We start from the raw sequence: 12,876 nt of genomic DNA on the forward strand, positions 1-12,876 counted from the left end.
CTCAGCTCCCCTTGACGGTGAAGCCCTGGTTCTTGGCGTAGGTGGTCAGCCGTGTCTGCCAGGTGCCGAGCGCGCGGACGGTGTCGGTCTTGTCGGCGAGGGACTTGCCGACTGTCTCGGTCCAGTCGGTCGCGGCCTGGTCGAGGAAGGGCGGCCACTGGAAGTGGGCGTTGACCGTGGAGCTGATGTCGGCGAAGACCTGGTTGACCTTCTGGCCGCCGTAGAAGGAGGGCGCGTCCCCGACGAAGTCGGCGTCCGTGAGCAGTGCCTTGGTCGCCGGGAAGAAGAACTGCTCGGTGGCGAACATCTTCGCGCTGGCCGGGTCGCTGTTGAGGAACTGCGCGAACTGGGCCGCGGCGATGGGGTTCTTGGTCGAGCGGATGACCGCGGTGGTCGAGCCGCCCCAGTTTCCCGAGCTGGGCTTGGCCGCGTCCCACTGCGGCAGCGGGGCCGCGCGCCACTTGCCCGCGGTGGCCTTGGCCGAGCCGGAGAGGAAGACGGGCCCCCAGGCGGCGGTGATCCAGGTGGCGTACTTGCCCTTGTTGAGCGCGGCGTACCAGGCGTCGGTGAAGTCCGGCTCGACGCCGATGACGCCCTCTTTCGCGAGCCCGCCCCAGTAGTCGCCGAGCTTCCTGGAGACGGCGTCGTCGACACTGATGGCGATGTCGCTCTTGCCGGAGGTGACGTACGGCTTGGCGCCCGCCTGCCACAACAGGCCGTGCCAGGCGGCGACTTGGTTCGCCGCGAGGTTGGTGAGACAGACGTCGGGGTCGGCCTTGTGCAGCTTGCGGGCCGCGGCGGCGAACTCGTCCCATGTCTTGGGCACGTCGATGCCGTGCTTGTCGAAGATGTCCTGCCGGTACAGCATGCCCATCGGCCCGGTGTCCTGGGGGATCGCCCAGACTTCGCCGTCGCTGCCGCTGACCTGACCCCAGGTCCAGTCGACGAACTGGCCCTTGAGCGCGGATGCGCCGTAGGGGCGCAGGTCCAGCAGGCTGTTGGTGATCGTGAAGGTCGGGATGGCCTGGTACTCGATCTGCACCATGTCCGGAGCACCGCTGCCCGCCTTCAGCGCGGTGCGCAGCTTGGTGTACTGCGGGGTGCCCTGGCCTGCGTTGACGACCTTGATCTCGATCGCCGGGTACTTCTTCTCGAAGAGTGCGACCTCCTTGTCGATGTTCGGGACCCAGGTCCAGAACGTCAGCTGGGTCGGCGTCTTCATCGCCTTGTCGATGTCGGACTGGCTGACCGGCTTGGCGGCGGCGGAGGAACCACCGGAGTCACCGCCGCCGCACGCCGTGAGAGCCGTGCCCAGGGACAGGGCACCCGTCGCGGTGAGGAACAGCCGACGGCTCATCGGGGAGGGGAGGGGCAGGGACGTGGATGTGAATGTGGATGTTGACCTGAATGTGCGCATGGTGGACTCCCGCCGGTGGCGAAGATGAGGGCACGCCTGGCGCGGGCACGCGCATAGGCATGGTGGAAAGACACGGAGGTGACGACCGAGGGCGTGAAGCCGATGTGGTCGGACGGTCCGGGGAGGGTGTTCGAAGAGAGCGTGTTCGAAGGGGGACCGCATACGTGGATCAGAGCCTGCTGTGCCCGCTCTGTCTATGGTGTCTGCTGTGTCTGCTGTGTGCAGGGGTGGCCCTGCGACGCCCGTTCTGCCGAGGCGTCCGCAAGGGCGTGGGCGTGACCGGTGAAGCTGCTCGTTCCGGGATCACGCGCAGGCCGTGAGTTCGTGAGGTACGGGCCGACCGTTGTGGTTCAACCGTGAGTGGACTGGCCTCCGTTCGGCGGCGACGGACGGTGCGTGCCTCCACGCGGACGGGAGGCGGTACGCCGCCCGCGGGCCGGGGTCGTCCGGCTCGGCGGAGGCGCGGTGGACGTGCGGACGATGAGGTCGACCGGTGGGTCGCTCACCGGCAGCGGCTCCACGTCCGGGTTCTCGATGGTGTGCACCAGACGCTTGAGTCCCTCCTGCGCCACGGCGTCGAACGGCTGCCGCACCGTGGTCAGCGGAGGTGTCACATAGGCGGCGACCGGGATGTCGTCGAAGCCGACGACGCTGACGTCCTCCGGCACGCGCCGGCCGGCCTCCGCCAATGCGCGGATCAGGCCGATCGCCATGTCGTCATTGGCGGCGAAGACGGCGGTGACGTCACCGTTCTCCGCGAGTGAGCGCCCCGCCCGGTAGCCGGACCCCGCCGACCAGTCGCCCTCGGCGACCGGAGGGATCTCCCTGCCATGGTCGGTCAGCGTCGCTCGCCACCCTTCCAGACGGTCCCGGGCGGCGTACCACCGCTGCGGTCCGGCCAGGTGATGGACCGTCACATGCCCCAGGGTCAGCAGATGTTCGGTGGCCGTGCGGGCCATCAGGTCGGCACCGTCCCCCGCGGTCAGCACCGTGGGAGCGGTGACGGGTGAGGGCGCGCCGAGGACGAGGACCGGTACGTCGACGTGGAGGGACGGCTGTCCGTCGACCCCTTCCTCGTCGATCGGTTCGGAGATGACGATGCCGTCCACGCCCTGATCGAGGAGCGAGTCCACGGCACCGGCGAGGCCCGCCGGGTCGCCTTCCATCGTGTTGACCACGCGCAGCGCGTATCCCGTGTCCCGGACGACCCGCTCCACCCCCATGAGCAACGAGGCGGGTCCGTACAGGGCGGTGCCGAGCGTGACGACGCCGATCGAGCGGGTCCGCCCGGAGGCCAGTGCCCGAGCGGCGTTGTTCAGCCGGTAACCGAGCTGTTCCGCGGCTTCCAGCACCCGCCGGCGCACGTCGGCGGAGACGTACGGCTCGTCGTTGAAGACACGCGACACCGTCTTCTGCGACACCCCGGCCAGGCGGGCCACGTCCACGCTGCGGGGCGTGGCTGAGCCACGGCCCCGTCCTGTCTCTCGCGTCATGGTGCCTCCGGATCGCCGCGCGGTAGAGCCTGATGATGCCAGACTCCTGCTGGCTGACTGCGCAGTCATGTCTACGCAGTCATAAGGCGCCCGTCAAGAGTCCGGAACACATCCGTAACCGGAAGGCGGGGGAGCGATGACAGAGGAGCGATGACAGAGGACCGATGACGGGAGGAGCCATGACGGGAGGAGCGATGACGGGAGGACCGATGACGGGAGGACCGATGACAGGAGGAACGACGAGGTCGTCGACGATCTCCGTCGCCGGGCCCATGCCCCGGCGGCCCTGCGCCGTGTCGCTCAGGAGGGCGACTCCTGGGGTGTGGGCCGGTCGGCGGCCTGCTGGAAGGTCCGCGTGATCTGGCGCAGACGGAGCTCCTCCAGCGTGTCCAGCTGCCGCTGGGCGCGTTCGAGGAGGGAGTCGAGGTGTCCGGGATCGAGGCGCGGGTCGGCGCCCGTCAGCCGGCGCAGGGTCCGCCAGCCGGCGGCCTTGCCCTCCACGCCAAGACGCAGCAGCTCCAGCTCCAGCATGGGGGAGAGAGGTGAGCGGCGGACGAGCCGGCCGTTGGCCTTGAGCCGGCCCGCCTTCTCGGCCAGACGGCCTGCGACGATCTTGTACCGGCGCACGGGCACGTCCAACGACCGCATGATCGTCAGCAGGCTCGCGCGGTCCTCGGCGATCTCGTCGGCGAACGGCCGCACGGCGTCGGCGAGCGCCGGGTCCCGCTCCGCCTCCGCCTCGGCCAGCAGCCTTGCCCGGTCCACGGCGAGCGTGGCTCCGGCGAGGTGATCGTTGAGGTAGATGCCGAGCAGGTCCGCGTCGGTCCGGTTCGGGCGATCGTGCATCGGGCAGCTCCCTTCCGGGGGCCGGGGGCCGGGGGCCGGGGGCCGGGGCCGGGGGCCGAGGACCGTGTCCGTGTCCGGCCGACTACGTGTGAGTGGGGTGGGACGCGGTGTCGAGTACCCCTGAGGGGACTGCCACACCCCGCGACGCGGTGGGCTGGGATGCGCCTGGTCCCCCTCCTGCTCCTGGCCCCCCTCCTGCTCCCGCTCCCGCGCCAGGTCCCGGTCCGGGCGCGGGGCCCGACCCCGGCCCTGATCGTCAGTGCTCGGAGCTCGTGTAGTCCTCGCCCGCCTCCAGCAGCGTGGCCGCCGCGCCCACGATGCGTGGGTCTGGGCTGCCGACGACCGCCTCGTCCTTGTCCGTGTAGTCGAAGCGGGCCAGGACGCTGCGCATGGCCTCCACCCGGGCCCGCTTCTTGTCGTTGCTCTTGACCACGGTCCACGGTGCCTGCTCGGTGTCCGTCTCGCGGAACATGGCGACCTTGGCCGCGGTGTAGTCGTCCCAGCGGTCCAGCGACGCCAGGTCCATGGGACTGAGCTTCCACTGCCGTACGGGATCGACCTGGCGGATCGTGAACCGGGTGCGCTGCTCGCTCTGTGAGACGGAGAACCAGAACTTGATCAGGTCGACGCCGTCGTCGACCAGCATCCGCTCGAAGGCGGGCGCCTGCCGCATGAAACGGCGGTACTCGTCGTCCGTGCAGAAGCCCATCACCCGTTCCACACCGGCCCGGTTGTACCAGGACCGGTCGAACAGCACGATCTCGCCCGCGGTCGGCAGATGTTCGACGTACCGCTGGAAGTACCACTGCCCGCGTTCCCGTTCGGTCGGCTTCTCCAGCGCGACCACGCGGGCGCCGCGCGGGTTGAGGTGCTCGGTGAACCGCTTGATGGTGCCGCCCTTGCCGGCCGCGTCCCGTCCCTCGAAGACGATGACGAGCCGCCGGCCGGTCTCCTTGATCCAGCTCTGCAGCTTCAGCAACTCGATCTGCTGGAGCCGCTTGTGGAGGTCGTACTCCTTGCGCTCCATGCGCTCGTCGTACGGGTAGTTCTCCCGCCAGGTGTCGATGGGAGTGCCGTCCGGCCGGATCAGCACCGGATCGTCGTGATCGGTGTAGTCGACCCGCAGCTCTGACATCAGTTCCGTCGTCTCGCCCTCGTGCGCCATTCCCCGATGGAAGCAAGGAAGCCCGTACTCCGGGCCAACACCAGGCAAAGCCCGTGTGCGGAGGGCGCCTCCAGGACCGGGCCGACCCTTCGGCGACGTGGCAGCGGGCGCGGTCCCGGCCGAGAAACGGCTCGACGCCCTGACGAACACAGCCGGGTGTGCTGACCGGACAGGTTGGTGACGCGGCTGGCTCGGGTGTGACCGGGAGGGACGGGTGCCGCTCAACCACCACGGGCCGAGCGTGCATTCGGTGTCGTAGGGCGCGGCACGTCCGGGCAGACAACCTCTGCGTCCTTACTTTCCGACGGACGCAAGGGGGAGAGTGGCATGGTGGGCGGCGGTCGGCAACGGGCGACGGAGGTACGACTGGCCGGGCGGCGGCCGGGACCCGGCCGGATCCGGGTCCGGGCCCGGCCTCGAAGGCCGGCAGGGCCCCCTCGGTGGTGGCGTCGCATCGACTGGGGCAGGGCCGGCACCATCACCGCGGTCGTCGCCGCTCTCGCGGGACTGCTGCTCACGGGCGTGTCCACGCTCTACGACGCGCTCGTCTCGCAGGGCGAGCTGCAGCAGGCGCACCGGGCGGCCGATCAGGAGGCCCGTGCCCAGGCCCTGCGCGTGTCCTACTGGACGGAATACCCGACCCCGTTCGTCAAACGCTTGCACGTCATCAACAGTTCGCCCGATCCGGTGTCGGAAGCCGATCTGCTCCTGTCGCCCGAAGAAGCGGGGCCGGATCATGTGCTCCAGCTCCCGGTCCTGGCGCCGTGCTCCGAAACGGTCGTGAAGGAAACGGCGTGGGCCGGACAGGAGGGGCAGGGACCGCCGTACGCACCGGGCGACCGGCCACCCGGCGTCGTCCGCTGGATGGTGTTCCGCGACCGGGACGGTGTCATCTGGAAGCGGGACGGCGACGGACTCTCCCGCTTGTCGGACGACTGGACCGTGATGAGCGTGGGCGCTGACGACTCCCTCTTGAACATCACGCCTGTCACCGAGGGCGATCCCAGTGTCCTGCCGGTGAAACAGGCCCCGTCGTGCGGGAACGGCTGACGCCCTCGCATCCTGTGCGGCGACGGGCGGTGACATCGCCGGCCGAACTGTCGCTCGTGGGTGAATGCCACGGTGGTCATGGTGCGTTCTCTGTGCTGCCGTGACTCACGGGCGAGTCGGCATCGGCCGACCGCGGCGGTCGCCGGCGCGGTGCCTCTGCCTCGATGACCGCCGGGCGGGCGATCCGTACGGTCTCCACGCCCGAACCGGGCAACCCCCACCGCGCCGGCAGCAACCAGAGGGGTGAAATCCCGTATCCCACAAAGGGAGTTCACTCATGCGCACTCATCTCGTGGATGCTCCGCGACTTCTGCGCCACTCAAGAGCCGATACGGTCTGTGACCTCCCGTCGGGTCAACAGCCTCTGCCCTCTCGTCAGTCAACGGCCGTGCCCGCTCGTCAGGTCAACGGCCTTGACCTCTCGTCGAGTCGACGGCCTCTGGCCTCTCATTGAGCCAGGCGGCCGCACCATCGTAGGAGCGGACGGCGACCGGTCGGTGCTGTCCGGCTAGCCGACCAGGGCCTGGGTGCCCAGTACGGCGAGCAGTTCCAGCCGCTCGGCGTCCTCGGTGCCCGGCTCGGCCGTGTAGACGAGAAGGTGCAGGTCGCTGCCGGACACGCGGAGCACGTCGCAGTCCAGCGTCAGCGTGCCCACGTGCGGGTGCTCGATCGTCTTGCGGGAGGACTCGAGGCGGCCGACGACGCCCGCGTCCCACAGTTCGGCGAACCGCTCGCTGGAGGAACGCAACTCCGTGACGAGCCGCCGTAGTTGACGGTCGGCGGGATATCGGGCGGCGGTGGCACGCAGTTCCGCGACCATGCCGGTCTCGAAGTCCCGCCGCTCCTGTGGTGTGTGCCGGACACGGGTCGGCGCGCCCGTGAAGTTGCGCCACACGCCGTTGCGTTCGAAGCCGTGCCAGCCGGACGGATCGCCCATCAACGCCGCGTACATCGGGTTGGCCAGCAGCAGCGTCATGGCCGCGTCGGAGACCCCGACGGGCGTGTCGACCAGCCGGTCCAGCAGCCGTTGGAGGCTTGGTGTGAGATACGCGGGCACGGTTTCCGGACCCGGCGGGACCAGCCCGGCCAGCCGGAACAGGTGGGCGCGCTCGTCCCCCGACAGCCGCAGCGCCCGGCCCAGCGCCTCGACGACCTGCCCGGACGGGTTCGCCGCCCGGCCCTGTTCGAGGCGGGTGACGTAGTCGACGGAGATCCCGGCCAGCAGGGCCAGTTCCTCGCGCCGCAGCCCGGCCGCGCGCCGGTGGCCGCCGGTGGGCAGCCCGGCCGTCCCGGGGGAGACGCGGTCGCGCCAGCGCCGCAGCGCCTGTCCGAGTTCCGTCGTCGTCATGGCTCCCAGTGAACACCGTCCGCCGGGCAGCTGCCTGGTATCCGCAGTCCCAGGAAGAAGGGTCATCTGGCTGACCGGCCCGGCGCGCCGGAGGGTAGGGGCATGACGACAACACTGATCACCGGAGCCAACAAGGGCCTCGGCTTCGAGACCGCCCGACGCCTCGTCGCGGCGGGCCACACCGTCTACGTCGGCAGCCGCGACGCCGAACGCGGACGCCGGGCCGCCGAACAGCTCGGCGCCCGCTTGGTCCTCCTCGACGTCACCGACGACGCCTCCGTCGAAGCCGCGGCGAGGACGATCGAGGCCGAGGGCGGACTCGACGTCCTGGTCAACAACGCCGGAATCGAGGCGAGGGGAGAAGGCAACACCGTGGTCGGCGCCGCGGACGTGACCGCCGACCAGATGCGGACGGTGTTCGACACGAACGTCTTCGGCCTGGTCCGCGTCACCCACGCGTTCCTGCCGCTGCTGGGTCGCTCGGCCGCGCCGGTCGTGGTCAACGTCAGCAGCGGCCTCGCCTCGCTGACCGCGCTCAGCGATCCGTCCCACCCGGCACACTTCTACCCGGGCGTCGCCTACCCGGCGTCGAAGACGGCGGTCAACGCGATCACGGTGCAGTACGCGAAGGCGTTCCCCGGTATGCGGATCAACGCCGTGGAACCCGGCTACACCGCGACGGACCTCAACGGCAACACGGGCACACAGACCGTCGAGGAGGGCGCCGAGATCATCGTCCGGATGGCCCAGGTGGGCCCCGACGGACCGACCGGCGCCTACTTCGACGCCGAGGGCCCGCTGGCCTGGTAGGGAACGCCGGCCTGGCAGGCGATCTCGGCGGCAGTGTCCGGCGGAGCCGGCCGGCGGAAGCGCTCAGATCACCCCGTCGGCGCGCAGCGCCTCGATGTCGGCGCGGCCGAGTTCCGTGAGGATCGCCTCCGTGTGCTCGCCCACCCCCGGTACCGGATCCATGCGCGCGGGCAGACCCGCCAGGTCCGCCGGCGGAAGCAGCGCCTCGACCCGGGCGCCGCCGGGCACGCCGACCTCGCGCCAGCGGTCGCGGGCGGCCAGCACCGGGTGGTCGAGGAACGCGGCGACGTCGTTGACGCCGGCGCACGCGATGCCGATGTCCTCCAGCTCCTTGAGGATCTTCTCGGCGTCGGAGCGGGCGACACGCTCGGCGACGACGGCGTTGAGTTCCTCCCGGTGGGCGACCCGGTCGGACCCGGTGACGAAGCGCGGGTCGTCGGCGAGCTCGGGCCGGCCGAGGAACCGAGCACACAGGGCGGCCCACTCGCGCTCGTTCTGGATCGAGAACAGCACGTCCTTGCCGTCGGCGGCCGTGAAGGCGCCGTACGGCGCGATGGTGGCGTGCTGGGTTCCCAGGCGCGGGGGCTGGGTGCCGCCGTAGCGGGTGTAGTAGGCGGGCTGGCCCATCCACTCCGCCAGCGCCTCGAACAGGGAGACCTCCACGGGGTGCGCCGTGCCGGTGGTGGCACGCGTGTACAGGGCCGTGAGGATGCCGCTGTAGGCGTACATCCCGGCGGCGATGTCGGCGACGGAGATCCCGGTCCGGGCGGTCTCCTCGGCCGTTCCGGTGAGCGACACCAGCCCGGTCTGGCACTGCACCAGCAGGTCGTACGCCTTGCGGTCGGCCCAGGGGCCCGACGTGCCGTATCCGGAGATCGTGCATGGGATGAGCCGGGGGTGACCCTTGCCGAGAGCCTCCACGCCGAGACCGAGGCGGTCGGCGGCGCCCGGGGCCAGGTTCTGTACGAACACGTCGGCGCTGTCGAGGAGTTGGTGCAGGATCTCGCGGGCCCGGGGGTCCTTCAGGTCCAGGGTGAGGGATTCCTTGGAGCGGTTGAGCCAGACGAAATAGCTGGAGTGGCCGTGCACCGTCGTGTCGTAGCGGCGCGCGAAGTCGCCGTCGCCGGGCCGCTCCACCTTGATCACCCGGGCGCCGAGGTCGGCGAGCTGACGGGTGGCGTAGGGGGCGGCCACGGCCTGTTCCAGGCTGACCACCGTGATCCCGGTCAGGGGGCGGTGCTGCGGGAGGCTCATGGGGCCCATTTGTACGGGCGCCTGCAAGGGCTGTCAACGGGATGCCGACGGTGGGCATCCCCGCTGACCTGTGCTTTTTCTTGGCCCGTCAGCCCGTCAGCCCGTCAGCCCGTCAGCCCGTCAGCCCGTCAGCCCGTCAGCCCGTCAGCCCGTAAGGCCGTCAGCCCGTAAGGCCCGTCATGCAGCCGGAGCGACCCGTAGGTCGGCCTCAGGCCGGGGCGCCGAGTGTCTCCACCGCACGGACAAGGGGAGCCAGTTCGGGGTTCTCGGCGGCTTGGTCGAGGGCCTCGCGCAGGGCGGCCTCGTTCGTGGGGCGCGCCTCTTCCAGCAGGGTGCGGCCCGAGTCGGTGACGTCCGTGTAGATGCCGCGACGGTCGGTGGGGCACAGGTAGCGGGAGAGCAGCCCGCGATCCTCCAGCCGGGTCACCAGGCGGGTGGTGGCGCTCTGGCTCAGGACCACCGCGTCGGCGACCTGCTTCATCTGGAGATGGCCGCCAACTCCGTCGTGCTGGCGGCCGAGCACGTCGAGCAGGGAGTACTCGCGCACGCTCAGGTCATGCTTCGCCTGCAGAGCCCGCTCGATGTGGGCCTCGATCCTGCCGTGCAGCAGCGAAAGGGCGCACCAGCCCTGGGCGAGGGCGGTGAGTGCGGGGTCTGTGGCGGTCATGGGGGTTGCTCCTCCGTCCCGAGGTGACTGACGTCCAGGATATGGCATCAGTGAAATTTCCGGCGCGTGCTCTTATGAGGCGTGTGCAATTAAATGCTGTGGTCGGCAGCTGGTCGGCAGCTGGTCCGCGGCTGGTCGGCCGCGAGCTGGGCGCCGGTCCGCTGTGAGTCGGGTGGACGGTCGGCTGCGAGCCGGGCACGGCGGGTACGGCGGGTACGGCGGGTACGGAGAGCGAGACGCTTTCCGGTGACCTCCGGGACGGGTCACGGCCGCGCCAGGGCCCGCATGGTCAGGGCCACTTGCAGCCTGAGCCGGCCCTGAGGCGTGCGCACCGGCCAGCCGAGCAGGTGCTCGGCGTGGGCCAGACGGTCCTGGAGCGTGGAGTGGTGGACGTTGGCCTCCGCGGCGGCCGCCCGCAGGCTCGCCGTCGAGGCGACCGCGTACAGGGTGGAGAGCAGCCAGGGCGTGGCCGCGGCGGCCGTCTCCAGGTCGCGGACGTCCGGCGGCGGCTCGGCGCCCGGTACGACGAGGTCCGCCAGCAGGGCGACGCCGCCGAGTTCGTCGGCGTACACCACCCGCTGACCGGGGTCCTGCGCGGTGCCGTCCGCCGTGAACCGCAGGGCGGTGCGGGCCTCGGTCCAGGACCGGGGCAGGTCGAGCACCGGGACGGCGGGGCCTACGCCGAGGCGTCCTTCGGGCAGTTCGGCGGCCGGGTGCGCGGCGATGATCCGGGGGCGGCCGTCGCGCGAGGCCAGCGCGCGTGCCCGCGCCGCGGGGTCCAGGCCCAGTCCACGCGCCGCGTGCAGACGGACCTGGTCCGGGGCGGTGGCGTCGAGGACCGTCTCGACCAGCGCGGGGTCGTTGACGGGGGCCCGGCCCCGGGTGCGGTCCAGGACGAGACGTACGGCGCCGGCCGCCCGTTCCAGGATCACCGCGTCGACCACGCTCGGCCCGGCCTCCGTCCGCTCCAGCCACAGGGCGGCCGCTCTGCCCGGGGTCAGCGCGGCGGACGGCCAGGCGGGATCGGGCGGGAGATCCGTGTCCCGGCGCGTGCCGTCGGCTTCGACCCGGACCTGCACCCGCCGCTCGGCGTCCGCCAGCCGTGCGGGCACCCCGGCCAGCACCGCGGCCCCGCGCACCAGCGCCTCCAGCCCCGCCCGGGACTCGGACAGCCGGTCGAAGTAGGCGATGACCTGCACCGCGGCCCCGGCGTCCGGATCCAGCGCGGTCAGCCGCCCGGCCAGCTCTTTCATATGCCCATGGTGCGGCATGGGGTCACGTTCCGTGCAGCCTTGCGGGGGATTGGTTCCGCGGGGTGGGGGCGGGCGCCGCCCCCACCGAACAGCCCCTCCTCCAGACCGTCAGCCCCTCGACCGCCCAGCCCCGATCAGCTGTCCCCGCTGCTCCCGCCGCCCTTTCCGCCGCCCGTCCCCGCCGCCCCTCTTCACTGGCCCAACAACCTCCGCAGCCACGTCAGATGAGCCGCTCGGGCCGCCTGGGAGAGGGCTGCCTGGGGAGCGAAGCCGTCGAAGCCATGGAAGCCGCCGGGCCAGACATGGAGCTCGGCCACTCCGCCCGCCTGCCAGATGCGGGAGGCGTAGGCGACGACCTCGTCCCGGAAGGTTTCCGCGGAGCCCACGTCGAGGAAGGCCGGGGGAAGACCGGACAGATCCTCCGCGCGGGCCGGTGCCGCGTACGCGGGTACGTCGGGGCCGCCGCGCAGCTCACCCAGCAGCGCCCCCCAGCCGGTCTCGTTCGCGGTGCGGTCCCAGACTCCGAGGCCCGCCATCTGGTGGGAGGACGGGGTGTCGTTGCGGTCGTCGAGCATCGGGCAGAGCAGCATCTGGCCGATCGGCCGCGGACCCTTGCGATCCCGGGTGAGCAGGGCCAGCGCCGCGCTCAGGCCCCCGCCCGCGCTGGCCCCCGCGATCACGATCCGCTCCGGGTCGCCGCCGATCTCGGCAGCGTGTTCCGCCGTCCATACGAGGCCGGCGTAGACGTCCTCGACCGGTGCCGGATGCGGGTGCTCGGGCGCCAGCCGGTACTCGACGGACACCACGACCGCGCCCAGTTCCCTCGCCCAGGTCAGCGGCCCGTCCACGCCCACCCGGTTGGTGCCGAGGATCATGCCGCCGCCGTGCACGTGGTACACGACCGGCAGCGGGCCCGCGATCGCGGGAGCGGCGGGGCGGCAGATCAGCAGCGAGATGTCGGGGGCGTTCTCGGGCCCCGGCACCGTACGGTCCTCGACTTCGAAGAATCCGTCCATGGTCAGGTCCAGGTCGGCCAGCATCTCGATCCCCGCACCCTGGCGCACGGTGTCGATCTCGTCCGGGGTGAGACCGGGCGACACGACGTCCTTGATGAGTTCGAGGGCGGCGGCCAGCTCGGGGTCGAACGGGGGCGGAACATGACTCATGGCTTCTCCTCACACGAAGTGCGGCGGCTCTTGGCGCAATGGTTCGCACACCGGATGCCGTCCGGGGCGCCGCCGTCCGGCGGAACCTCCCCGCCGTCTGGCGGGTGGCCTCCCGGCTTCCGGCCACCCACCTACGTGACCTGCTCTTCTTTGCCCGGACACGGGTTCTTCCCCACCTGCTGTCGGTGGGAAGGCATCGGACACGCTGACGACGCTGTCGATGCCCCCCACGCACCAGGAGTATCAGTGAACGCTCGTCCTCGCGGTCACCACGATCACCAGCCTCAGGGCCGCGAAGAAACAGGAGACAGCCGAAGTGGAGCGGGAAGAGGCGGAACGGGTGGTCTGAGGAGCGGTCAGCCGGTGGGCCCCTTGACTTCGAGGACGCTCCAAGTCGTAGCGTCACC

At 71.1% G+C, this 12,876-nt stretch carries 11 protein-coding genes; 2 read left to right on the forward strand and 9 right to left on the reverse strand.

Annotated features, from left to right (window positions below):
- Position 1: 1 nt before the first annotated feature.
- The 4 genes from ACIBK3_RS37510 to ppk2 all read right to left on the reverse strand — a co-directional run bounded on the left by ACIBK3_RS37510 (position 2) and on the right by ppk2 (position 4,921).
- Positions 2-1,357 carry an ABC transporter substrate-binding protein gene (locus tag ACIBK3_RS37510; protein ID WP_399372272.1) on the reverse strand — a complete coding sequence of 452 codons (1,356 nt, stop codon included), beginning with the start codon at positions 1,355-1,357 and terminating at the stop codon, positions 2-4.
- 410 nt (positions 1,358-1,767) lie between these two features.
- Complete coding sequence (locus tag ACIBK3_RS37515; RefSeq protein ID WP_399372273.1) at positions 1,768-2,910, reverse strand: LacI family DNA-binding transcriptional regulator; 1,143 nt, start codon at positions 2,908-2,910, stop codon at positions 1,768-1,770.
- A 300-nt stretch (positions 2,911-3,210) separates the two neighbouring features.
- Complete coding sequence (locus tag ACIBK3_RS37520) at positions 3,211-3,756, reverse strand: hypothetical protein (RefSeq protein WP_399372274.1); 546 nt, start codon at positions 3,754-3,756, stop codon at positions 3,211-3,213.
- A gap of 256 nt (positions 3,757-4,012) precedes the next feature.
- A complete protein-coding gene (gene ppk2, locus ACIBK3_RS37525) occupies positions 4,013-4,921 on the reverse strand; it encodes a polyphosphate kinase 2 (RefSeq protein WP_399372275.1) in 909 nt (302 codons plus the stop codon).
- Between the two features lie 327 nt (positions 4,922-5,248).
- Between ppk2 and ACIBK3_RS37530 the strand changes: the two genes are divergently transcribed.
- A complete protein-coding gene (locus ACIBK3_RS37530) occupies positions 5,249-5,971 on the forward strand; it encodes a hypothetical protein (protein WP_399372277.1) in 723 nt (240 codons plus the stop codon).
- 508 nt (positions 5,972-6,479) lie between these two features.
- Here the strand turns inward: ACIBK3_RS37530 and ACIBK3_RS37535 are convergent.
- A complete protein-coding gene (locus ACIBK3_RS37535; protein ID WP_399372279.1) occupies positions 6,480-7,319 on the reverse strand; it encodes a helix-turn-helix transcriptional regulator in 840 nt (279 codons plus the stop codon).
- 102 nt (positions 7,320-7,421) lie between these two features.
- On the opposite strand from ACIBK3_RS37535, the gene ACIBK3_RS37540 reads away from it, so the two are divergent.
- Positions 7,422-8,129: an SDR family NAD(P)-dependent oxidoreductase gene (locus tag ACIBK3_RS37540; RefSeq protein ID WP_399372280.1), complete on the forward strand. Its 708-nt coding sequence runs from the start codon at positions 7,422-7,424 to the stop codon at positions 8,127-8,129.
- A 63-nt stretch (positions 8,130-8,192) separates the two neighbouring features.
- Here ACIBK3_RS37540 and ACIBK3_RS37545 read toward each other — a convergent pair whose 3' ends face one another.
- The 4 genes from ACIBK3_RS37545 to ACIBK3_RS37560 form a co-directional block, all read right to left on the reverse strand.
- Positions 8,193-9,383 (reverse strand): CaiB/BaiF CoA transferase family protein, encoded by a 1,191-nt coding sequence (locus ACIBK3_RS37545; RefSeq protein ID WP_399372281.1) that lies wholly within the window; start codon positions 9,381-9,383, stop codon positions 8,193-8,195.
- A gap of 208 nt (positions 9,384-9,591) precedes the next feature.
- Entirely contained in the window at positions 9,592-10,050 is a 459-nt protein-coding gene (locus tag ACIBK3_RS37550; protein ID WP_399372283.1) for a MarR family winged helix-turn-helix transcriptional regulator, read from the reverse strand.
- Positions 10,051-10,313: 263 nt separating this feature from the next.
- Positions 10,314-11,303: a helix-turn-helix domain-containing protein gene (locus tag ACIBK3_RS37555; protein WP_399372284.1), complete on the reverse strand. Its 990-nt coding sequence runs from the start codon at positions 11,301-11,303 to the stop codon at positions 10,314-10,316.
- A 191-nt stretch (positions 11,304-11,494) separates the two neighbouring features.
- A complete protein-coding gene (locus ACIBK3_RS37560) occupies positions 11,495-12,469 on the reverse strand; it encodes an alpha/beta hydrolase (protein ID WP_399372285.1) in 975 nt (324 codons plus the stop codon).
- Positions 12,470-12,876: the final 407 nt, after the last annotated feature.

It is taken from the genome of Streptomyces sp. NPDC050287 (assembly GCF_044459385.1).
In the GTDB taxonomy this organism is placed as follows: domain Bacteria; phylum Actinomycetota; class Actinomycetes; order Streptomycetales; family Streptomycetaceae; genus Streptomyces.